A 22,284-nucleotide genomic window follows, 5' to 3' on the forward strand; every position below is an offset into this window, starting at 1 on the left:
AGCGTCCACAGTGGCTGAACTGCGGAAAGGCGACGGAGATGAACGTTCGGGTCAGGCGGCTCCTGCGGGCCGCGACCGCCATGTTGCTGGCAACCGGTCTGGGTCTGGTCGCCACGCCGGGCACGTCGGCCGCCGCCGACCCGTGCAACCCGGTGGTCAACCCGATCATCTGCGAGAACAGCAAGGACGGCACGTCGAACGAGGAGTGGGACATCTCGGGAGCCGGCGACGAAGAGATCCAGGGCTTCGGCACCGACATCAGCGTGAACGCCGGCCAGCGGATCAACTTCAAGATCAAGGCGCCCGGTTCCACGTACGGCATCAAGGTCTACCGTCTCGGCTACTACGGCGGTGACGGCGCGCGCTTCATCACCGACGTCATCCCCTCGGCGCCGCTCCCCCAGACACAGCCGGATTCCTGCGTGCGGCAGACGGACGTCGAGCTCTACGACTGCGGCAACTGGGCCGTCTCCGCCTTCTGGAACGTCCCGGCGACGGCTGTCTCAGGCGTCTACATCGCCAAGCTCAACCGCACCGGCGGCGGCAGCAGCCACGTCCCGTTCGTGGTGCGCAACGACGCCGGCACGTCCGACCTGTTCCTCCAGACCTCCGACGCGACGTGGCACGCCTACAACACGTACGGCGGCTCGAACTTCTACGAGGGCGGTGACAACGGGCGGGCCTACAAGGTGAGTTACAACCGTCCGTTTGCCACCCGCGGGTTGATGTCCGGGCGTGACTTCCTGTTCAGCAACGAATACCCGATGCTGCGGTTCCTCGAGCGCAACGGCTACGACGTCAGCTACACCACCAATGTCGACTCCGACCGGCGCGGCACTCTCATCAAGAACCATCAGGTCTTCCTGTCGGTCGGCCACGACGAGTACTGGTCGGGCAACGCGCGGGCCAACGTCGAGGCGGCCCGCGACGCGGGCGTCAATCTCGCGTTCTTCAGCGGTAACGAGGTCTACTGGCGTACACGCATGGAGGCCGCCAAGGACGGCAGCAACACGGCCTATCGAACGCTGGTCTGCTACAAGGAGACGTGGGCCGACGACCGCATCGAGGAGGTGCCGGCCGAGTGGACCGGCACGTGGCGCGACCCGCGTCACATGACACCCACCAACGGCGGCGGCCGGCCGGAGAACGCGTTGACCGGCACGGCCTACATGGCCAACTCGGTCGACATGCCCCTGCGGGTGCCGGCCGAACAGGGTCGCTACAGGTTGTGGCGCAACGCCGGACTTTCCACCACACAGACGACGACACTGGCCCCGCACACCGTCGGCTACGAGTCGAACGAGGATCTCGACAACGGCTTCCGGCCGGCCGGGCTGATCCGGTTGTCCACGACGACCGGCCCCACCGCCGAGTATCTGCAGGACTTCGGCAGGAACGTCGCGGCCGGCACCACCACGCACCACACGACGATGTACCGGGCAGCCAGCGGTGCGCTCGTGTTCTCGGCGGGCTCGGTCCAGTGGTCGTGGGCCCTTGACACCTACCACGACGGCGAGGTCGAGCCGGTCGACGAGCGCATGCAGCAGGCCACCGTCAACCTGCTGGCCGACATGGGCGTGCAGCCGGGCACGCTGATGACCGAGCTCGATCCGGCGTCGGCCTCGACCGACACCACCGCCCCGGTCGTCACGGTCACATCACCGTCCGCGCAGATCACGACGGCCGCCAACGGCGCCGCGGTCACGCTGACGGGCACCGCCGCCGACACGGACGGACGGGTTGCCGGGGTGGAGGTGTCCACCGACGGCGGGCAGAAGTGGCATCCGGCCGACGGCACGACGGCCTGGTCCTACTCGTTCTTCACCCAGGGCATCGGCTCTCAGGTCGTCCAGGTGCGCGCGATTGACGACAGCGTCAACGTCGGCGCCGCTGTCATCCGGCAGTTCACCCTGACCGGGCCGAATACGCTGTTCGGCTCGCGGGTGCCCGGCACCGCTGCCGCCGCCGACGACGGCAGCACCGAACTGGGCGTCCGCTTCGAGCCGAAGGTCGACGGCATCGTCACCGGGATCCGTTTCTACAAGGGCGCCGGCAACACGGGCACGCACACCGGCACGCTGTGGACGGCGGGTGGCTCCGAGATCGAGTCGGGCACGTTCGTCGGGGAGACCGCCACCGGCTGGCAGACCCTCGTTTTCAGTCAGCCGGTCGACGTCTACGCCGGCACCAGATATGTGGCTTCCTATTACGCCCCCAACGGCCACTACGCGGCCGACGCCCGGTTCTTCAGCGCCGCCGACCACGACGCCGGCCCGCTGACCGCACGGCGCTCGGCACAGGACGAGCCGAACGGCGTCTTCGGCCACGGCAGCGTCTTCCCCGACCGCACGTGGGACGACACCAACTACTACGTCGACGTCCGCTTCGTGCCCAGCGCCGACGCCCCGCCCGTCGTCGTCGCCACCACGCCGCTGGCCAACGCCAACGGGGTCCCGGTCTCGACCACACTCAAGGCGGTGTTCTCGAAGGCGGTGACGACATCGTCGATCGCCTTCGCGCTGAAGGACGCCGAGGGCGCTGCTGTGGACGGCTCAACCAGCTACGCCACCGCGACCCGGACGGCCACCTTCACCCCGGCCGCACCGTTGGCCGCCGCGCAGGCCTACACGGCTTCGGTGACCGCCACCGACACCGGTGGCAACCCGGCCGAGGAGCCGAAGACCTGGTCGTTCCGGACCGAGCTCGACCCGACCGTGCACAAGCTGTTCGCCACCGATGCCGTGCCCGCCCACCCGGCGGCCTTCGGCGACACCAGCCCGCTCGAACTCGGCGTGCGCTTCGCCCCGGCCGTGGCCGGCGAGATCGTGGGCCTGCGGTTCTATCAGGGGCCGGGCAACACCGGCATCCACACCGGCACCCTGTGGAACGCCGACCGGACGTCGATGGCCCAGGTGACGTTCCCGGCCGGCAGCGGCTCGGGCTGGCAGACCGCCATCTTCGACGAGCCGGTCGACGTGGCCGCGGGAACGACCTACGTGCTGTCGTACTTCGCCCCCAACGGCAACTACGCGTACGACGAGAACTTCTTCGACTCGGCCTGGACCAACAGCACCGGCACCCTGAGCGCTCCCGGCGGCGGGAACGGCGTCTTCCGGTACGGCGGCGCAGGGTTCCCGGAAAGCTCGTACCACAACACGAACTACTGGGTGGATCCGCTGTTCCGCCCGGGCGACGGCCCCGAGCCGACTCCCACACCGACACCGACACCCACACCCACGCCCACACCGACCCCCACGCCGACCGGTCCGGCCGACCCACCCAGCGGGGTGAACATCTTCGCCGCCGGCGCCACGCCGGCCAACGCGGCCTGGGCCGACCCGTCCGAGATCGAGGTCGGGGCGCGGTTCACCGCCGACGTCGACGGGAAGATCACCGGCTTGCGGTTCTACAAGGGCGCGGGCAACAGCGGCACCCACACGGGCACGCTGTGGTCACCCGCAGGGCAAGAGATGGCCTCGGCGGTCTTCCAGGACGAGACCTCGACCGGGTGGCAGGCCGTCCGGTTCCCCACCCCGATCGACGTGACGGCCGGCGTGACCTACGTCGCGTCCTACCACACCACGACGGGCAACTACGCGGCAGACATCAACGGTTTCTACCACGCCGGCGTCGACAAGCCGCCCCTTCACGTCCCGGCCGGCGGCGCCGTCTACAGGTACGGCGCGAGGGACTTCCCGAACGGCGCGGCCAACCACAACTTCTGGGTGGACGTCTTCTTCGAGCCGGAGGGCTCCTGACCCATGTCTTCCTCGGTCGACGATCCGACCCTGATCTCGCGGGCCGGCCGGGCTCTGGGCTTCAGCTTCGCCAGCACCGCGGTCGGACGGCTCAGCACCCTGGCCATCGGCATCGCCCTGGCTCGCATCCTGGGTCCGGCGGAGTTCGGCACGTACGCCGTCGCGATGGTGGCGCTGATCGCGGTGCTCAGCTTCAACGAGCTCGGCGTCAGTCTGGCCATCGTGCGGTGGCCCGGCGACCCGCGCGAGATCGCGCCCACCGTGGCCACCCTCTCGCTGGGCGCCAGTACCCTGATCTACCTCGGCTGCTACCTCGGGGCACCCGCGTTCGCCTCGGCGATGGGCGACTCCGAGGCGGTGCCGGTGGTGCGGCTGCTCACCCTGGCCGTCGTGTTCAGCGGCCTGGTGGCCACGCCCGTCGCCATGCTGCAGCGCGAGTTCAAGCAGGGCCGCAAGATGATCGCCGACCAGGTCACCACGTGGGCCAGCGCGCTCACCTCGATCGGCTGCGCGCTGACCGGCATGGGCGCGATGAGCCTCGCGGTCGGCCACATCACCGGCTCGATCGCCGGCGCCGTGCTTTTCGTAGCGTTCGAGCCGCGTGCCGTCCGGCCGGGCTTCGACCGGCAGAAGGCCGCCGCCCTGCTGAAGTTCGGCCTGCCGCTGGCCGGTTCGAGCATCGTGGTGTTCGCGGTGAGCAACATCGACCGGCTGATCGTCGGCGTGCTCCTCGGCCCGGTGCCGCTCGGCCTCTACGTGCTGGCGAGCAACCTGTCCAACTGGCCGATCTCGGTCTTCTCCCAGCCGGTCCGCGCCGTCGCGCCGGCCGCCCTGGCCCGCTTGCAGCACGACCCGCCCGCCATGCGCCGCACCTTCCTGTCGACGACGGGCCTGCTCACCTCGGTGACGCTTCCGGTCTGCGTGCTGCTGGCCGCCTCCGCCGATCCGCTCATCCATCTCGTCTACGGCGAAGCGTGGCAGGCGGCAGCGGCGGTCCTGCCGTGGCTGGGCCTCCTGGCGATGCTGCGCATCCTGTTCGAACTGGTCTACGACTACTTCGTCGTGTTGGCCGACACCCGGGTCGTCTTCACCGTCCAGGTCGTCTGGCTGGTCGTTCTGATCCCGGCTGTCGTGGCCGGCGCCCACTACGCGGGCGCTCCCGGCGCGGCGGCCGGTCAGTTCGCGGTCGCGCTCGCCGTGGTTCTGCCGCTTTATCTGCGCGAACTACGCCGGGTGTCGGTGCCCCCGGCCGCCTTCGGGCGGCAGTTGCTCCTGCCGGTGGCCGCCGCCGCCGTGGTCGGCGCGGTCGCGTGGGCCGCCGCCGCGATGATCCCGACCGACCTGCTGGCGCTGGCGGTGGCCGGAACAGCGAGCCTGGCGGCGATCGCCGCGCTCGTTTACCGCATGCGGACCACGCTTCGCGGCCTTCGCGGGAGCTGAGCCGGGCGGCCGACGTGACTGCCTGGTTGAGCGCGGAGACCCGGGCCGCCGCCGAGCGGGCCGCCGTCGGACACGGAGCGGGCAGTTTCAGCGGGCGGCTTCGCGCTTGCCATCCGCTGCGGCCTGAGCCAGGACGGCCGCGTTGAAATCGTCGCGGGCCGCGGTGCCGCGCATGCCCTCGTAGCGGCGGCGCATCTTGTAGCTGATCAGGCCGGCCGCCGAGCGCAGGCCGGCCCGGGTCTGGCCGCCGTCGGCGGCCGAGGCCACGGCCGTGCGGTAGATCTCCTCCTGCACCTGGGCGGCGCGGTGCAGGCTGAAGCGCTCGACCGCCAGCTCGCGCCCGTAACGGCCGAGCCGCTCGCGTAGCGCCGCATCGTCCAACAGCTGCCGCAGGATCGCGGTCAGCAACTCCGGACCGCCCGCGCCGTCGCCGATCCCGTACCAGCCCTGTTCCAGGAAGAGCGGGCAACTTTCCCTGGTGAGCAACTCCCAGAAGCCGCGTTCCCCCTGCACCACGAGGGGTTTGCCGAAAGCGAGGGCCCGCAGCGCCGAGCCACCCATGCCGAGCATGACGTCGGCCGCCGCATACGCCGGACGGGGATCCATCAGCTGGCCGGTGAGCGCGACCACAGTCCTTCCGGCCTCGGCGTTGGCCTTGCGGGCGTGACCGGCCACCTGGTCGCGGGCCGGGCCGTCGCCGACCACCACGAGCTGCAGCGGGTGCTCCGCGGCGAGCCGCCCCACGACCTCGATGGCGGTCAGCAAGCCTTCGAGCTTGAGTTCCGGCACCAGGCGGCAGACCACACCGAGCAGCAGGGAGCCGTCGAGGCCGTACTGGGCCCGGAAATCACCGGCGGAGAAGTCGGGCGCGTTCTCACGGACGTCGACGGGCGGCTCGATGAGATGCACCGGGCCGTGCCGCCGGGCCGCGGTGTGCTTCTGGAGTGCGGCGGTGCCGACCACGAGAGGCATCGTGGCGGGCAGGAACGGCGCCACGGCCATCGACATGACGGTGCAGACGGCGGCGGTGCCCGGGGTGCCGTACGCCGCGGCTGCCGCCTCCAAAGCCGGGGGCCATTCGTAGCCGTGCACGACGTTCAGGCCGCGGCGGCGCACCAGCGAGCGCAGATGGCTCGCGACCGACGGGGACGGGCGGCGGCGCTTCGACGGCAGCGACAGGTGTTCCAGGCCGAGCGCGTGGATGCGGTCGACCAGCGGGCCGTCCTCCCCGATGACGGCGACGCCGTGGCCCCGGTCGCGCACGGCGGCGGCCAGCTCGATCGCGTTGAGCTGGCTGCCGCCGACCTCCATGGCGTGCGGGTAGACCAGGATGTTCAGCTCTGCCATGAAGGAGTCTCCTCGGTGCGGGACGGGAGCAGTCCGAGCGCGGTCGCGAGCACTTCGCCGCGGGCCTGCCAGGAGTGCCCGGCGGCGAACGCGCGACGGGCGGCTACGAGGTCCGGGCGGGGGCCGGCCACCTGGTGGACCGCGTCGGCGAACGACGAAGGTTCGTCGGCGATGGTCACCAGGCCGGTGTCGAGCCAGCGGGTGGCGGGCAGATCGGTGGTGACCACCGGCAGTCCTGCGGCCAGATACTCGAGGGTCTTCAACGGGAACGAGGCCCGGTTGAAATCGGACTTCACGTACGGGGTGACTCCGACATCCATCTGGGCGAACCAGCCGGGCAGCGACTCGTGCGGCTGCCGGTCGGTCCAGCGCACGTGCGGCCGGGCGATCAGCAGCTCGAACCGGCCGGGCTCCCAGCGCGGATCGCGCGGGCCGACCAGCAGCAGCGAGATGCCCCGGTCGGCCAGAGCCTCCAGCAGGCCGATGTCGATCCGGTCGGAGAGCTGGCCGACCACTCCGGCGACCGGGCGCGGAAGTCCGGGGTCGCCCGCTTCGACCACGGGTAGCGCGGAGACGCCGTTCGGCAGCAGCCGGACGTCACGAGCGCCCAGACCACGCCAGCGTTCGGCCAGCAGCGGCGACACGGCCAGCACGAGGTCGGCGTCGGCCAGGCAGATCAGCTCGTCGCGTCGTACCCGACCGGCGTCGAGACCCATCAGCTCAGCGCCGCCCACATAGTCGTCGGTGCCGTAGAGAACGCGGCGCACGCCCGGCTCCCAGCGGCTGAGCAACCGGCCCAGGCGGCAGTCGAGCACCGCGTACGGTCGCCGGCCGAGCCGTCGTAAGGCGGATTCGACCTGGGTGCGCAGCAGGATGCGGTTCACCGGCCGGATCCGGGGGCGGCTGTGCAGCGGCGGGGCGATCGGCATCAGCCGATGCAGGCCCGGCGCCGGCTCGTCCATCGTGGGCCGCAACCGGCGGCCGGCGCCCTGCCGCAGTTCCCGCTTGGTCACGACGGAGAACTCCGGGTCGATCCAGAGCACCTGCGCGTACCGGAGCAACTCGGTCGCCATGCGCCGGTCGGTGCCGGGCACGCCGTCCCAGGCGGTGCCGGCGCCCACGACGATCAGCGGCCTGGTCACGCGACGGCCGCGAGGTGGGCACGGCGCAACGCCACCGGCGTGCGGGACTTGGCGGAGATCATCACGGCGATGTCCTCGGGCCGGAGCCGGCCGAGGAAGGCCCGCAGGCCGGCCTGGTCGAGCGGTGTCTCGTCCCAGTAGGCGTGGCAGCGTGTGTCGTCGGTCGCGAACGACCGGACGGATTCCGGCAGCAGGTGGTCGACGAAGACGCCGTACAGCGTCCACTCGGAGAAGTGCAGCTGCGCCCCCACCACGTCGGCCCACCGCGGACCGATCCGCTCCAGCAACTGCCGCACGATGACCGGATCCCAGGCGAGCAGCGACGAGACGTAGTCGTGGTAGGGCGGCGGCGACGCGGGCAGTCCCAGCAGCGAGCGTGACACCTCGTGCCACCGGACGTGGCGCGGCAGGCGGCCGTCGATATCGCCGGGCTTACGGTAGAAGCGGACCACACCGTCCCGGCGGAACGTCTCGGCCGAGAAGGGACGCACGAACTCGATGTCCGAGTCCACGAGCACGACCACGTCGGCCTCGGACCGCGCCGCGGCGGCGAGCTTGATGATCTGCTGAAGGATCCAGCCGCGCACCGGCAGCGCGGGTCGCCGCAGGTTCACCCGATATTTCGTACCCGGCACGGCGACGAGCGAGCGCGGCAGGAACTCCGCCTCGTCGTGCAGAACCGTCCTTGGCCCGGCCAGTCGCCCGAACAGCGGCAGGTCGCGGCGGGGCACGATGATGTGGTGCTCAACGCCCTCGGACGCGTGCCGCAGCACCGAGCGGTGCAGGTCGGCGCAGAGCTCGAAGTCGGGCGCGTAGCTCGGGGTGATGATGGCCAGTCGCGGCACGGTCTCTCCGTTCGTCATCGCACGACCGCCGGCGACCAGGCGTCGGGCACGAGAACCCGCGGGGGTCCGCTGCCGTCGGCCGGGACCTGCCAGACGTCGCTGGTGGCGGCGCCGTTGGTGTCGGTGCGCGGCAGTCCGTAGATGAGGGTGGAATCGTCGAGCCACTCGACCTGGTCGTCGACGCTGCGCTGCTCGGACGAGACGGTCTCGGTCCCGGTCCGCAGGTCGTGGACGGCCAGGCGCCAGCGGCCGGGCGGCAGATCACCGCGCTTCTTGAAGGCGACGCGGGTGCGGTCGGGCGACAACGACGGGCACTCCACGTCGCGGCGCAGGGCCTTCACCGTACGACGGCTGAGGCTGCCCTCGACCAGCCAGGTCTTCCCGCCCGAGGCCGCGGTGGCGTAGAAACGGTCGTCGTCGGCGAACGTGACACCCCACAGGTTCTTGTCGGCTGCCGTGACTGCCCTGCCCTCGATGGTCAGGGCGAACTTCTCGATGTCGCCGACGACCTCGCCGTCGGTGCGGGTCACGAGCGTACGGGTGGAGAACTGTCCCGGATCGGCGTAGGAGTCGCCGAAGACGAACGTCGTGGTGGCAGCGAGCGAGCCGTCCCGGGAGAGCCGGGCCCGGCTGGGCAACCCGGTCAACGGCAGATCCCGCACCGGTGACCAGTCGGCGGCGAGCAGCTGCGCCCGGTACCTGGTGACGATGCCCCGCTCGGCCGACAGGCAGATCGCGTCCTCGGCGGTGGCGTAGACACGCTCGCAGGCGGCCGGGGTGAACGCACGCGGCCCGGCGGGCGCGTCGAGCGGCACCACCGCGACCCGGCCGTACTCGTTGCCCAGCGCGGTGCTGCGGAACACCAGATGTGGTGTGCCACGGAAGGACGCCAGATCGCCGCCCTGGCCCACCACGGGCGCGGCGGCCCGGGTCTGGGCCTGACTCTGCCGGACGTTCCAGACGTAGCCACCGGCCCCGAGCCCGACGGCGACCAGCAGGGCGACCAGCAGGGCCACCCGGACGCGGAGCGTCACGGTCGAACCTCCTGGGCTTGCTCTTGCGGCCCGGCGCCCGCTCCGGTGCAGTCGATCATGCGGCGGCCTCCACGCGGCCGATTCCCCGCAACAGCCAAGCGGCGACGGGCACCGCGGCCGTCAGCAGCACCGCGAAGACCACCAGCGACCGGCTCGGACCCTGCAACGCCCACAGCAGACCGAAGAGCACGGAGGAGGCGAAGCGGGCCAGCGCCACGACGGTCTGGGCCGCCGCGATGCCGCTCCCCCGTGTCTCGCCGGGCACGAGCCGGCTGATCAGGGCGGGCAGCACCCCGTCGGTGGCCGCGTAGAAGACACCGAGCAGCAGCAGGACGACGACCGTCAGGCCGGCGCCCCCGGCCGGCAGCGCTGCCAACAGGTAGCAGGCGAGCAGCGCACCGTGCCCGGCGACCAGCACCCGTCCGCGGCCCACCCGGTCGGACAACCGGCCCAGCGGCACGGCGAGCGCCAGATAGGCGACGTTCGTGCCGACGTAGAGCAAGGGGAAGTAGATGGCGGCGAAGTCGTCGCGTTCCTGCAGCGACAGGTAGAGGAACCCGTCGCCGACGGTCAGCAGGCCGAGCAGGCCGGCGGCGAGCAGGGGGCGCCGCAGCCGGCGACCGCTGACCTCGCGCAGGGCCCGGCGCAGGCCGACGCGGGCGGTCCCGGCCGCAGTGCGCAGATCGGGCACGAACAGCACGAGGACGGCCAGACCGGCCAGCGCGAAGGCGAACGACACGACGAAGATGGAGTCGTAACTGCCGGGCACGGCGGCCAGCAGGGCGAACGCCACGAGCGGGCCGAGCGCGGCGCCGACGGTGTCGAGCGCCCGGTGCACGCCGAACGACCGGCCCAGCATGCTCGGATCGGACGCCTCGGCGATGAGGGCGTCGCGAGGAGCCGTACGCAATCCCTTGCCCAATCGGTCGCCGGTGACCACCGCCGTGATGGCGGCGAAGCCGACGGCCGGCAGCATCGCGATGCGGCTGATCGCGGACACGCCGTACCCGAAGACCGCGACCCACTTGGGCCGCCCGCCACGGTCACCCGCGTAGCCGCCGGCGATGCGCACGAAGGCGCTCACACCCTGATACACGCCGTCCAGGAAGCCGTAGGCGACCGGACTGAGCCCGACCACGGCGGTGAGGTAGAGCGGCAGCACCGACGCCACCATCTCGGACGACACGTCGGTCAGGAGGCTGACCGTGCCGAGCAGCACGACCGTCGACGAGACCCGCCGCACGACACGGCCGGTCGCCGGCGCCTGGCCGGCGCCGGGACGGTCCCGCAGGGTGACGTACACGAAGGTCAGGCCTCGAGGGCGGCGGCCAGCGCCTCGGCCACCCGGGCCTGCTGGCCGGGCGTGATCTGTGGGTAGATGGGCAGCGACAGAATCTCGGTGGCGGCCGCCTCGGCGTGCGGGAACGAGCCGCCGAGGTGGGCGAACGCGCCCGTCCTGTGCACCGGGACCGGGTAATGGATGCCCGCACCGATGCCGGCCGCGTTGAGCCGGGTCACGACCTCATCACGACGGGGGACGCGCACGCAGTAGATGTGCCAGACGTGCTCGTTGCCCTCGTCGGTGACCGGAGTCACCACGTCGAGGCCGGCCAGCAGTTCGTCGTAACGGGCCGCGGCCGCGCGACGCCGGGCGTTGCCGTCGGCCAGGCGGGTCAGCTTGGCCCGCAGCACGACCGCCTGTAAGGCGTCAAGGCGGCTGTTCACGCCGATCAGGTCGTGGCGGTACTTCGCCAGGCCGCCGTGACTGCCCAGCGTGCGCACCGTGGTGGCCCATTCCCCGGAGGAGGTCACCACGGCGCCGGCATCGCCGTACGCGCCGAGGTTCTTGCCCGGATAGAAGCTGGTGGCCGCGATGCCGCCGGCGCCCGCCGGACGGCCGTGGCGGGTGGCGCCCTGGCTCTGGGCGGCGTCCTCGACGATCGCCACGCCGCTCGCGCGCAGGCGCTCGACGTCGGCCATCTGGCCGTAGAGGTGCACGGGCGCGATCGCCTTGGTGGCAGGGGTGACCGCGGCCAGGGCGGCCTCGGTGTCGATCAGGTACGTACGAGGGTCGCAGTCGACCAGCACGGGCCGGGCGCCGGTGCGGGCGACCGCCTCGGCCGTGGCGATGAACGTGTTGGCCGGCAGGATCACCTCGCTGCCGGGGCCTGCGCCGACGGCGCGCAAGGCGAGTTCGAGGGCGTCGGTGCCGTTGGCCACGCCGACGCAGTGCCGCACGCCGCTGAACGCCGCGTACTCCTGCTCGAACGCCGCCACCTCGGGGCCGCCCACGAAGGCGGTGGCCGCGAGGACACGCTTGAATCCGACCTCGACCTCCTCGGCCACCTCCGCGTGGGCGGCGGCGAGGTCGACGAGCGGGATCCGGGACATGTTCTAGCTCCTCGTGAGTAGGCGGGCCGGGTTGCCGGCCCAGACCTCGCTGGGCGGCACGTCACTCAGCACGACCGAACCCATGCCGATCAGCGACCAGGCGCCGATCTTCAGGCTCTCGCGGATGAGGGCGCCGGCTCCGACGTACGCGCCCTCATCGAGCACGACACCGCCACCGAGGCGGACGCCGGAGGCGATGGTGCAGTAGTCGGAGACGCGGTCGTCGTGGGTGAGCACAGCGTGCGGCATGATCGCCACGTGCGACCCGACGGTGACGTCGGCGGTCAGCACCGTGCCGGCCAGCAGCACGCTGCCGGGGCCGATCCGGCTGCCCGCGCCGACCGACGCGAGCGGGTGCACCACCGTGGCGTACCGGTCTTCGGGCAGACTGAGGCGCTCGACGATGCCGCGGCGGGCGGTGAAGTTGCGCGGATTGCCCACGCAGACCACGACTTCGACGTCCGGCATGTCGCGCACGCTGTCGACCGGGCCCAGGATCGGCAGGCCCGATCGGCGGGCGCCGTGCAGCGCCGGGTCGTCGTCGACGAAGCCCACGACCTTCCGGTCATGGCCGGCGGCGGCCGCGGTCTCCCGGGCGAAGCCGCCGGCGCCCACGATGACGAGGCTGTTCACCGGGAGAGCCCACGCAGGACCGAGACGATGTGCTCCTGGTTGTCGGCGGTCAGCGCGTGGTGCAGCGGCAGGATCAGCGAGTTGCGGGTCAGCCGCTCGGTCACCGGCAAGGGCGCCGGCGTCACATCGGCGTACGCGGGCTCGAGGTGAGCCGCCATGATGCCGCGCCGGGCCGAGACACCCTGGGCGGCCAGTTCGGCCAGCACCTCGTCGCGACCCACCGGGAAGTCGTCCAACAGCACCCAGAACGACTGGTAGTTGGTCTGGCCGTGGGCCGGGTCGCGGACGGGCACGAGACCGTCGATCCCGGACAGCAGCTCGTGGTAGCGGGCGGCGAGCCGGCGGCGCTGGGCGACCAGGCCGGCCAGGCGGCCCAGCTGCACGAGCCCGATCGCCGCCTGGATGTCGGTCATCCGGTAGTTGTAGGCGGTCTCGAGGTAGGCCTCGAGCACCGGCTGGGAGCTGGCGTGCCGGTCGGCGGCGGAGACGTTCATGCCGTGCTCACGCAGCCGGCGCAACCGCGTGGCGTGCGCGGCGTCGTCGACCGTGACCATGCCGCCCTCGCCCGTGGTGAGCAGCTTGCGCGGGTGGAACGACCAGGCGGCCACCGTTGCTCCGGCGCCCGCGGGTTGGCCGTACGCCGTGGAGCCGGCCGCGCAGGCGGCGTCCTCGACCAGGTGGACACCCCAGCCGTCGGCCGCCTTGCGCACGGCGGCCGTGTCGAACGGGACGCCGCCCTGGTGCACGGCGATGACCGCCCGGGTCCTCGGCGTACGTACCGCATCAAGGGTTTCGACCGTGACGTTGCCCGTGGCCGGCTCGACATCGGCGAAGACGGGCGTCGCCCCCACATAGCGGACCGCGTTGGCCGTGGCGATGAACGACAGCGACGGCACGATGACCTCGTCGCCCGGCTTGATGTCGAGCACCACCAGCGCCAGGTGCAGCGCGGTGGTGCACGAGCTGGTGGCCACGCCGTGGGCGGCGCCCACGGTCGCCGCGAAATCGTGCTCGAAGCTCTTCACCCGCGGGCCCTGGGCCACCCAGCCGGAACGGACCGCGTCCGCCGCGGCCTGGGCCTCTTCCTCGCCCAGGAGCGGAATCATGACCGGGATCATCGCGACCCCCGCCACCAGTCGACCAGGCCCTGCAGGCCCTCGTGCAGCGACAGCTCGGCCCGGAAACCGAGCTGCTCGGCGGCGGCGCTGGTGTCGGCCAGGCGGCGGGTGACGCCGTTGACCGCGCGGGCCGGGCCGAACTCGGGTGCGAGGTCGGATTTCATGACGTCGCTGAGCGCCTGGGCCAGCTCGCACAGGCTGGTCTCGGCGCCGCTGGCCACGTTGAACACCTCGTCGGTGACGTCGGCCCGGGCGGCCAGGATGTTGGCCCGGGCGATGTCGGCCACGTGCACGAAGTCCATCGTGGCCAGACCGTCGCCCAGGATCAGCGGCGGGTTGCCGGATTCGATGCGCTCCATCCAGCGGATCAGCACCTCGGTGTACAGGCCGTAGATGTCCATCCGCGGCCCGTACACGTTGAAGTAGCGCAGGGCGACGTAGTCGAGGCCCCTCATGGCGTGGAAGCTGCGCAGGGTCGCCTCGTTGAACGCCTTGGCCGCGCCGTAGAACGTGTCGTTGTTGTACGGGTGGTGGCGCTCGGTCGTCGGGAACTGCTCGGCCAGGCCGTAGACCGACGCCGACGACGAGGCGATGAGCTTCCTGACGCCCGCCTCGGCCGCCGCCTCGACGACGTTGAAGGTGCCGTCGACCAGCACCTCGTTGGCCAGCCGGGGCTCCTCGGCGCACTGCGTGATCCGGATGGCGGCCAGGTGGAACACCAAGTCCTTGCCCTCGGTGCTTTGCCGCACGAGGTCACGGTCGCGGATGTCGCCGTCCACGGTGACGACCGGCCCGTTCCCGGTGGCCCAGGTCAAATTCTCCCGGCGCCCGCGTACGAAGTTGTCGAGCACCACGATCTCGGCCGCGCCCCCGCGGACCAGCTCGTCGACGATGTGCGAGCCGATCGTGCCCGCCCCACCGGTGACGAGGACCCGCGCACCCTCGATTTCCACGCCCGTCACGCCATCCGCCCTTCGTCGAGTTTGATCATCGTGCCGCCCTCGGCCAGGCTGACCGAGGCGGCCCGCAGAATCTCCAGCACCCGCAGACCCGACCGGCCGTCGGTCAGCGCGGGCGTGCCGGTGGTGATGGCCCGCGCGTACTCGTCGACCATGGTGCGCAGCGCCTCGCGCTCGAGCAGGGCGGGCGCGACCATGTCGCCCGAGCGGTACGAGACCAGCATGTCGCGGCGCTGCTCGTCGCCCAGCTCGTCGGGCGAGGCCACGTCGACGCCGCGGTCGTAGACGGCGATCCGCTGGCTCGGGTTCAGGTCGTCCCAGACCAGGGTGCGCTTCGAGCCACCCACGATCGTCGTGCGGATCTTGACCGGGGACAGCCAGTTGACGTGGATGTGCGCGATGGCGCCGTTGTTCAGCTCGAGCGTCAGATACGCGACGCAGGCGCGGCCCGCGCCGATGCCGTCGGCCCCGTGGGCGGCCACGGCCACGGGTCGTACGCCCGGGGGAAGCACGAAGTCGAGGATGGACAGATCGTGCGGCGCGAGGTCCCAGACCACGTCGATGTCGCGTTGCACCAGGCCCAGGTTGATCCGCACCGAGTCGAGAAAGTGCAGCTCGCCCAGCTCGCCCGCGTGCAGCATCTCGCGGATGCGCAGCACGGCCGGGGTGTAGCAGTACGTGTGGTCGCACATCAGCGTCAGGCCGCGCTCGGCGGCCGCCTCGACCAGCTGCAGACCTTCGGCGTACGTGGCGGCGAGCGGCTTCTCGACCAGGACGTGCTTGCCGGCGCGCAGGGCGGCCAGCGCGACCGGCAGGTGGGTGCCGGCCGGGGTGGCGACGGCGACGGCGTGCACCTCGGGGTCGGCCAGCACCTCGTCGAGGCTTGCGGTGACCCGCACGGTCGAATAGCCGCCGAGGACCCGCCGGGCCCGGTCGACGTCCAGGTCGCACAGCCACCGCAGCCGGAAGGCCGGCGTGCCCTGGAAGTTGCGGACGAGATTGGGGCCCCAGTAACCGGCTCCGACGACGGCTACGCCGATCGGTGCGGGTGGTCGAACAGTCACGGACATCCCGTTTCGTTGGGTTCTGCGGGAACGGCACGGTTCGGTGCACGATGGACGGCGTGCTCGACAGAAAGCTATCGATGCGTCGCGGTCCGCCGCCAGAGCACTGCCGGAAATCCGTCGGAAGCCGGGAGGCGGCCCGGTACCTTCGGACACCGCGATCCGCCTCTCGGCCGGGCCGGCCGACGACCATCGGTCAGAGTGAGCCGATCTGTCGATGTTCCGGTGTCGCGAAAGGCGTTGCGGTCATTAGGCTGACACGCCGCCGAATGTCCGGAAAGGACAGCGCATGACCAACCGCGACGGAGTGACGATCGCCCCGACGGCCGACGTGGACGAACGCGCCGAAATCGGCACCGGCACCCGGATCTGGCATCTCGCGCAGATTCGCGAGAACGCCAGCCTGGGCGCCGGCTGCAACGTCGGTCGCGGCGCCTACGTCGGCCCCGGCGTAACCCTCGGCCGCAACGTGAAGCTCCAGAACCACGCCCTCGTCTACGAGCCTGCCCGCCTGGCCGACGGCGTCTTCATCGGCCCGGCCGCGGTCCTGACGAACGACGAGTACCCGCGCGCCGTGACCCCCGACGGCCGCCTGAAGTCCGGCGACGACTGGACGGCCGTCGGCGTGACCATCGGCGAGGGCGCCGCCGTCGGCGCCCGGGCGGTCTGCGTCGCACCGGTCACCGTCGGCCGCTGGGCCCTGGTCGCCGCCGGCGCGGTCGTCACCAAGGACGTGCCCGACTTCGCCTTGGTCGTCGGCGTCCCGGCCCGGCGCGTCGGCTGGGTGGGCCGAGCGGGCCGTCCGCTCACACCCAAGGGCGACGGCATCTGGATCTGCCCCGAGACCGGAGCCGAATACACCGAGTCGGGCGTCGGGCTGACCGAGCGCTGATATCAAGCCGCTTGGCGCTGGGCCTTGCGTACGGCTTTTTCCAGATCGGGGCGGGCGAGCTTTGACCGGCCGGGCACGCCGAGGTCGCGGGCCAGCTTGTTCAGTTCTGTCTTCGACAGGGATTTGAGGTCGGCCGGCTTCGCTTTGGTGCTGGAGGCTTTGGTGCTGCGGCGCTTGGAGGCGGCCTCGACGCTGCGGCGCAGAACATCGAAGAGGTCGGAAGCGGCCGTGGGGTCGGGGGCGGGGGCGGCCGTCTTGATCTCTTTGCCCTTGTGCTTGGCCTTGATGAGTTTGTTGACGCGGTCGGTGTAGGTGTCGCGGAAGTCGGCGGGCTTCCACGGGCCGGCCATGGAGTCGATGAGCTGCTGGGCCATGTGCCTCTCGGCCGGTTTGGCCGTGTTGCGGCGGGGCAGGTCGTCGATCTGCTCCTGCGGGTCGCGCACCTCGTCGGCGAAGTACATCGTGTGGAGCACCAGCAGGTTGTCCTCGGCGCGGATCGTGGTCAGGTACTCCTTGCCGCGCATGACGAGCGTGCCGATGGCGGCCCGGCCGGTGTCGGCCATCGCGTCGCGCAGCAGGCCGTACACCTTGGCGGTTTCTTCGCTTCCGGGCCCGAGCCAGTATGTCTTCTGGTAGTAGAGCGGGTCGATTTCGGCGAGCTCGACGAAGCGGTGGATGTCCAGGCTGCGGGAGCGGCCGGGCGCGACCGAGTCGAGCTCGTCCTGGTCGAGCATGACGTAGTCGCCGCCGCCGACGTCGGCGCCCTTGACGATGTCGTCGAAGTCCACTTCCTTGCCCGTACGCTCGTTGACGCGCCGGTACCGGATGCGGTCCGCCGTGCCCTTCTCGAACTGGTGGAAGCTCACCTCGTGCTCGTGGGTGGCCGAGTACATCGCCACCGGGACGGACACCAGGCCGAACGTGATCGCGCCGGTCCAGATCGGTCGTGCCATGGAGCGGCAATACCCGGCAAAGGCCTGACCGAACCCGCCGTGCGGCCCGCATATCCGGCGTAACGTCGGAAAGTGTGATCCGCAGCGCCACCGACGGCCGGCCCCGGTGGACCGGGCTCAACCGTTCCGTGGTCGCGCTGGTGCTGGTCGCCGTCGTCGGGCTGGTCGGCACCGGCCTGGCCGCCCTCGCGCTGAGCCGGATCGAGCAGGACCGCCTCACCCGCGCCCTGACCCAGCGGACGTCCACCGTCTCCCAGGCGATCGAGGCCGAGATCGACCGCTACGCGACGTCGCTGATCGACCTGGCCGCCGCCATCGGCGCGCAGTCCCAGCTGGAAACGGCCGAGTTCACCGCGATCACCGCCGCCGTCGACCGTCAGCGCCTGCCCGGGGCCACCGGCCTGGCCTTCGTGGTTCGCACCCCGCAATCAGCTGTGTCGGCGCGGCAGAACCAGTGGCGGGCGCTCGGCTCGCCCGGCCTGACGTTGCGCCCAACCGGTGCGGGCACGCACCGTTTCGTAGTCCTGGCCAAGTCGCTGGACGATACGGACTCCTCGGTCGGACTGGATCTGTCGAGGTCGCCCGAGGCGGTGGAGGCGATGGACTTCGCCGAACGCGAACGCCGGGTGGCCGTCAGCCGCACCTACCGGCTGCTCAAGGACGCCGGTTTGCCGCCCGAACAGCGCCAGCTGGGGTTCGTGTTCGTCGCCCCGGTCTACGCCGCCTCCCCCACCGCGCCCGACAACGGCCGCTTCCGCGGGTGGCTGACGCTGGGCACTCGCGGTGGCGACTTCCTGCAGGAGGCGGTGGACGGCGCGGCCGGGGACACGGTCGCGGTCACCCTGCTCGACGGCGACTCCGGTGACCCCATCCCGATGGCCCGATCCCAGCCGGACGCGCGGCTCGATCCCGCGGCGGGGTCGATCGACACCACCGTGCCGGTCGCCCAGCGCAGCTGGAATCTGCGCGTCGAGGCGACCCATCGGCTGCTGGTCGGCACCGACCGCGGCCTCTACCGGATCGCCTGGCTGATCGGCCTGGTGCTCACCGCCCTGCTGGTCGCGCTCACCGGCAGCATCGTGGGCTCCCGTAACCGGGCGCTACGCCGGGTCGACGAAGCCACGGCCGCGCTGCGCAACGACATCGCCCAGCGTGAGGTGATCGAGAAGCGGCTGCGGCAGCGCGAGACCGAGCTGGTCGGTTTCGCCGGCGTCGTGGCGCACGACCTGCGCAGCCCGCTGGCCCGCATCATGGGGTACGCCGACTTCCTGCACGAGGAGGCCTTCGACCGGCTCGACAGCACCCAGCGCGACTTCCTGGCCCGGCTGCGCAAGGGCGCCGACAACATGCGGGTGCTGATCGACGACCTGCTCGACTACGCCACCGCCGAGAACCGGCCCATGGCCACCGTCCCCGTCGACCTGCGCCGCCTGGCCGAGGAGGTGGCCCGCGACCGGGCCGCCGACCGGCCGGCCGCGGTCGAGGTGGGCGAGCTGCCCACCGTCTCCGGCGATCCGACGCTGCTGCGCCAGGTGCTGGACAACCTCATCGGCAACGCCATCAAGTACACGCCGGCCGACCGGGAGCCGCGGGTGCGGGTCAGCTGCCTGCCGGCCGAGGGCGGGCGGTGGCGGTGCGAGGTGAGCGACAACGGCATCGGCATCCCGGACCGCGACCGCGCGGCCGTGTTCGACGCGTTCATCCGGGTCGGGGGCAGCGAGAACTTTCCGGGTACGGGCCTGGGGCTGGCCATCGTGCATCGCATCGTCGAGCGGCATCACGGCGACGTCGGCGTCGATGCCAACCCGTCCGGCGGCAGCGTCTTCTGGTTCACCGTCCCCGAACACTCACGAGTGCCCATGCCGCACTGATCCGTCCCGCGCCCGGCACAACGGGGTGCGCCCCGAATCCGGTGGCCGAATTCGGGGCGCGCCCTCAGCGCGTCAGGCGAGCGTGCAACTCAGCGCCGGGGTGGCGGCCGCCCCGGAACCGACCAGGCCGAACGACGTGCTGGCGTTCGCGGCCAGGGCGCCGTTGTGGTCGGCGTTGCGCACGGTCACGGCCGGGGTGGTCAGCACGCCGTTCCACAGGGAGCCGACCGTGGTGCCGCTCGGGTACGTCCAGGCCACGGTCCACCGGCTGCCGGCGGTGGTGCCGGTGTTGCGTACGGTGACCTCGGCCTGGAAGCCCCCGGTCCACGAGGTGGTGGTCCGGTACGTGGCGGAACAGCCCTGATCGGGGCCGGTGCCGCCGCCCGCCGTGGTCGTCACGGTGCGTCCGGTCGAGGCCGCGGAGACGTTACCGGCCGCATCGCGGGCGCGGACACTGAACGTGTAGGCGGTCGACGCGGTCAGCCCCGTGGCGTTGTAGGTCGTCCCCGACACGGTCGCGACGACCGACCCGCCCCGCAGGACGTCGTACGCCGTCACCCCGACGTTGTCGGTCGAGGCGGCCCAGCTCAGGGTCGCCCCGGTCGCCGTCACCGCGGTGGCGGTGGGCTGACCCGGCACGCTCGGCGCCGCAGTGTCGCCCTCGCCGCCGCCGTCGCTGTAGCGCTGGCCCAGGCTGATGCCGGTCGTGCTGCCCGTACCGCCCAGCGGCGTCTCGTGGTCGAGGCTCACGAACTTGCCGCCGTGCTGCCACAGCGCCGGCTTGAGCAACGCGTACTTCTGCTCGTCCCAGGTCTTCCAGTCGTCCAGCAGCAGGCCGCCGGTGTCGCCCGAGTTCGGGTTGAGCACCCAGAACGTCTGGTGCAGCTTGTTCTCGACGATCAGGTCGCGCAGCGCGGTCATCCACTTGTCCTGCCGCGCGTCCTGCCCGAGGCGGCCGCCCCACTCGCCGATCAGCAGCGGCGCGGTGCCGTTCTCGTGCAGGTAGAACCAGTTCGGCCGCCACACGTCGTCGGTCAGCGAGGCCTTGTCGAACGGCTTGTCGAACCACGGCTGGTTGAACACGAGCGGGCCGTAGTCGTGCGGCGAGTAGACGAGCTGGTCCTGGTTCGCTCCCAGGTTGATCGGATGGTCCTTGACGCCGCGCAGGTTGCCGCCCCACCAGTTGTAGTAGTAGTTGGGCGACAGGTCGGGGTTCGTGTTCGGCGAGCTCCAGGTCTTGCCCTCGCGCGGGTACACCTCGTTGCCCTCGACCAGGATCAGCACGTCGGGGTTGATGGCGAGGATGCGGCGGGCCGCGACCTCGGCGGTGTTCTTCCAGTTGTCGATGTCGGTCGAGTTGTCCCACTTCGCGCGGGTGGTGTCGTTGGCCGTACCGTGCGGCTCGTTCTTCAGATCGAAGGCGACGACCGTGTCGTTGGTCTTCCAGCGGGTCGCGGCCCACTCCCAGGCTTGGTAGTAGAGCTCCGGCGTGACCGAGCCCTTGTACCAGACCGGGTGGATGTGCCCGGAGTTGTCGGCCTCGGCCGAGTGCACGTCGAGCAGGACCTTGATCCCGTACGTCTCACAGAGGTCCAGCCAGTACTCGAAGATCTCGAGGCTGTCGAGGCCGGCCAGCTCCGGGTTGGCGTACGTGTTGACGTTGGGCGCCGCGGCCTGGCCGTTCTTCCACTCCAGCAGCAGCTGGGTCGAGATCGGCACCCGGACGATGTTGATGCCGCGCTGGGACATCGACCGGGTGATCTCGGTGATGTTGGCCGACCAGAGACCGTGGAAGACGCGCTCGGACGCGTTGAAGCCGAACCAGTTGACGCCGGTGAGCCAGACCGGGTTGCCGGCGGCGTCGACGATCTGGTTGCCGCTCACGTGCAGCCAGTCGGAACCGGGCGCCGCGGCAGCCGCTCTTGCCGGGATGGCGGCCTTCGCTGAGGCGGCGGCCGCTTTTGCGGGGGAATTGGTGGCGGCCGAGGCGGCGACGGCCGGCAGCGCGAGGGTCAGGCCCAGCAACGCGGCCAGGCAGGTGGTCACTCGAGCACGGAACACATGCACTCCCGGGGATCGGAGTCGGTGTGAGAGCGGGTATGAGGACAGGTGGCGGAGCAAAGGCGGGAGCGGACGATGGGAGCGCTCCCAATCGACAGTATTCAATCCGCGGCCCTTCAAGGCAAGACCGGCGCCCCGGGTACGCACCAGGGACCGACCCTGGGGCGAGGCCGGCCACCCGCGGGAGAGCCTGAGGACATGACAATCAACTACCGCTTCGAGGTCACCGTCCTGCCCGTGTCCGACGTCGACCGCGCCAAGCAGTTCTACGAGACCCTGGGCTGGCGTCTGGACGCCGACTTCCCCATCAACGACAGCCTGCGGATCGTCCAGCTCACCCCGCCCGGCTCGAAGGCGTCCATCCAGTTCGGCGTGGGCCTGACCGCCGCCCCCGCCGGCTCCTCCCAGGACCTGATGCTGATCGTCGACGACCTCGAGGAAGCCCGCGAGGACCTGCTGAGCCGAGGCATCAAGGTCAGCGAAGCCTGGCACGGCCTGCGCGGTCTCGACACGAGCACCCGCCGCCCCGGCCCCGACCCCGACGGCCGCTCGTACGGCAGCTACGCCTCCTTCACCGACCCCGACGGCAACGGCTGGCTGCTGCAACAGGTGACCGAGCGCCTCCCCAACCGCGACTGATCGACAGAACTCACTACAACACGTATGGTGCAGGGTCGGGGGGGGGGCGCCCCCCCCCCCCCCCACCACCCCCCCCCCCCCCCCCCCCGAAAACCCCCCCCCCCCCCCCCCCCCCCACCCCCCCCCCGCCCCCCCCG

Annotated in this window: 17 protein-coding genes; 5 read left to right on the forward strand and 12 right to left on the reverse strand. The window is 71.3% G+C overall.

Annotated features, from left to right (window positions below):
• The first annotated feature begins 38 nt into the window (after window positions 1-38).
• Window positions 39-3,758: a DUF4082 domain-containing protein gene (locus LXN57_RS45825; RefSeq protein WP_251804610.1), complete on the forward strand. Its 3,720-nt coding sequence runs from the start codon at window positions 39-41 to the stop codon at window positions 3,756-3,758.
• Between the two features lie 3 nt (window positions 3,759-3,761).
• Window positions 3,762-5,198, forward strand: a complete 1,437-nt coding sequence (locus LXN57_RS45830; protein WP_251804611.1) for a lipopolysaccharide biosynthesis protein — start codon at window positions 3,762-3,764, stop codon at window positions 5,196-5,198.
• Between the two features lie 87 nt (window positions 5,199-5,285).
• Here the strand turns inward: LXN57_RS45830 and LXN57_RS45835 are convergent, their stop codons facing one another.
• From LXN57_RS45835 to LXN57_RS45880, 10 genes are read right to left on the reverse strand one after another with little or no spacing between them, the layout of a single operon-like run.
• Window positions 5,286-6,545 carry a glycosyltransferase family 4 protein gene (locus LXN57_RS45835; protein ID WP_251804612.1) on the reverse strand — a complete coding sequence of 420 codons (1,260 nt, stop codon included), beginning with the start codon at window positions 6,543-6,545 and terminating at the stop codon, window positions 5,286-5,288.
• The gene (locus LXN57_RS45840; RefSeq protein WP_251804613.1) at window positions 6,533-7,687 is read right to left on the reverse strand and encodes a glycosyltransferase; all 1,155 of its coding nucleotides are present in this window, start codon (window positions 7,685-7,687) and stop codon (window positions 6,533-6,535) included. The genes LXN57_RS45835 and LXN57_RS45840 overlap by 13 nt, the downstream gene beginning before the upstream one ends.
• A complete protein-coding gene (locus LXN57_RS45845; protein WP_251804614.1) occupies window positions 7,684-8,550 on the reverse strand; it encodes a DUF6492 family protein in 867 nt (288 codons plus the stop codon). Before LXN57_RS45845 ends, LXN57_RS45840 begins: the two co-directional genes overlap by 4 nt.
• On the reverse strand, window positions 8,547-9,566 hold the full coding sequence (locus LXN57_RS45850) for a hypothetical protein (RefSeq protein WP_251804615.1): 1,020 nt from the start codon (window positions 9,564-9,566) through the stop codon (window positions 8,547-8,549). Before LXN57_RS45850 ends, LXN57_RS45845 begins: the two co-directional genes overlap by 4 nt.
• 55 nt (window positions 9,567-9,621) lie before the next feature.
• The gene (locus LXN57_RS45855; protein ID WP_251804616.1) at window positions 9,622-10,869 is read right to left on the reverse strand and encodes an MFS transporter; all 1,248 of its coding nucleotides are present in this window, start codon (window positions 10,867-10,869) and stop codon (window positions 9,622-9,624) included.
• Between the two features lie 5 nt (window positions 10,870-10,874).
• Window positions 10,875-11,957: a DegT/DnrJ/EryC1/StrS family aminotransferase gene (locus LXN57_RS45860; protein WP_251804617.1), complete on the reverse strand. Its 1,083-nt coding sequence runs from the start codon at window positions 11,955-11,957 to the stop codon at window positions 10,875-10,877.
• Between the two features lie 3 nt (window positions 11,958-11,960).
• Window positions 11,961-12,590 carry an acetyltransferase gene (locus LXN57_RS45865; RefSeq protein ID WP_251804618.1) on the reverse strand — a complete coding sequence of 210 codons (630 nt, stop codon included), beginning with the start codon at window positions 12,588-12,590 and terminating at the stop codon, window positions 11,961-11,963.
• On the reverse strand, window positions 12,587-13,696 hold the full coding sequence (locus tag LXN57_RS45870; RefSeq protein ID WP_251804619.1) for a DegT/DnrJ/EryC1/StrS family aminotransferase: 1,110 nt from the start codon (window positions 13,694-13,696) through the stop codon (window positions 12,587-12,589). Before LXN57_RS45870 ends, LXN57_RS45865 begins: the two co-directional genes overlap by 4 nt.
• 8 nt (window positions 13,697-13,704) lie before the next feature.
• A complete protein-coding gene (locus LXN57_RS45875) occupies window positions 13,705-14,670 on the reverse strand; it encodes an NAD-dependent epimerase/dehydratase family protein (protein ID WP_251804620.1) in 966 nt (321 codons plus the stop codon).
• Window positions 14,667-15,731, reverse strand: a complete 1,065-nt coding sequence (locus LXN57_RS45880) for a Gfo/Idh/MocA family protein (protein WP_251804621.1) — start codon at window positions 15,729-15,731, stop codon at window positions 14,667-14,669. The genes LXN57_RS45875 and LXN57_RS45880 overlap by 4 nt, the downstream gene beginning before the upstream one ends.
• A 289-nt stretch (window positions 15,732-16,020) precedes the next feature.
• On the opposite strand from LXN57_RS45880, the gene LXN57_RS45885 reads away from it, so the two are divergent.
• Window positions 16,021-16,623 (forward strand): acyltransferase, encoded by a 603-nt coding sequence (locus tag LXN57_RS45885; RefSeq protein ID WP_251804622.1) that lies wholly within the window; start codon window positions 16,021-16,023, stop codon window positions 16,621-16,623.
• Window positions 16,624-16,625: 2 nt separating this feature from the next.
• On the opposite strand, the gene ku is transcribed toward LXN57_RS45885, so the two are convergent.
• On the reverse strand, window positions 16,626-17,576 hold the full coding sequence (gene ku / locus LXN57_RS45890; RefSeq protein WP_251804623.1) for a non-homologous end joining protein Ku: 951 nt from the start codon (window positions 17,574-17,576) through the stop codon (window positions 16,626-16,628).
• A 74-nt stretch (window positions 17,577-17,650) separates the two neighbouring features.
• Between ku and LXN57_RS45895 the strand changes: the two genes are divergently transcribed.
• Window positions 17,651-19,447, forward strand: coding sequence for a sensor histidine kinase (locus LXN57_RS45895; RefSeq protein ID WP_251804624.1), 1,797 nt, complete (start codon window positions 17,651-17,653; stop codon window positions 19,445-19,447).
• A gap of 72 nt (window positions 19,448-19,519) precedes the next feature.
• Here the strand turns inward: LXN57_RS45895 and LXN57_RS45900 are convergent, their stop codons facing one another.
• On the reverse strand, window positions 19,520-21,469 hold the full coding sequence (locus LXN57_RS45900) for a cellulase family glycosylhydrolase (RefSeq protein WP_438872987.1): 1,950 nt from the start codon (window positions 21,467-21,469) through the stop codon (window positions 19,520-19,522).
• A gap of 237 nt (window positions 21,470-21,706) precedes the next feature.
• Here LXN57_RS45900 and LXN57_RS45905 point away from each other — a divergent pair, with 237 nt between their 5' ends.
• Entirely contained in the window at window positions 21,707-22,147 is a 441-nt protein-coding gene (locus LXN57_RS45905; RefSeq protein ID WP_251804625.1) for a VOC family protein, read from the forward strand.
• The last annotated feature ends 137 nt before the right edge of the window (window positions 22,148-22,284 follow it).

The organism is Paractinoplanes hotanensis (genome assembly GCF_023717965.1).
Lineage (GTDB): Bacteria > Actinomycetota > Actinomycetes > Mycobacteriales > Micromonosporaceae > Actinoplanes > Actinoplanes polyasparticus.

Excerpts from the sequence above, each read along its gene's own strand:
- ku (WP_251804623.1), bottom strand. The coding sequence starts at position 17,576 with ATGGCACGACCGATCTGGACCGGCGCGATCACGTTCGGCCTGGTGTCC.
- LXN57_RS45905 (WP_251804625.1), top strand. The coding sequence starts at position 21,707 with ATGACAATCAACTACCGCTTCGAGGTCACCGTCCTGCCCGTGTCCGAC.
- LXN57_RS45885 (WP_251804622.1), top strand. The coding sequence starts at position 16,021 with ATGACCAACCGCGACGGAGTGACGATCGCCCCGACGGCCGACGTGGAC.
- LXN57_RS45870 (WP_251804619.1), bottom strand. The coding sequence starts at position 13,696 with ATGATTCCGCTCCTGGGCGAGGAAGAGGCCCAGGCCGCGGCGGACGCG.
- LXN57_RS45825 (WP_251804610.1), top strand. The coding sequence starts at position 39 with ATGAACGTTCGGGTCAGGCGGCTCCTGCGGGCCGCGACCGCCATGTTG.
- LXN57_RS45830 (WP_251804611.1), top strand. The coding sequence starts at position 3,762 with ATGTCTTCCTCGGTCGACGATCCGACCCTGATCTCGCGGGCCGGCCGG.
- LXN57_RS45860 (WP_251804617.1), bottom strand. The coding sequence starts at position 11,957 with ATGTCCCGGATCCCGCTCGTCGACCTCGCCGCCGCCCACGCGGAGGTG.
- LXN57_RS45835 (WP_251804612.1), bottom strand. The coding sequence starts at position 6,545 with ATGGCAGAGCTGAACATCCTGGTCTACCCGCACGCCATGGAGGTCGGC.
- LXN57_RS45845 (WP_251804614.1), bottom strand. The coding sequence starts at position 8,550 with ATGACGAACGGAGAGACCGTGCCGCGACTGGCCATCATCACCCCGAGC.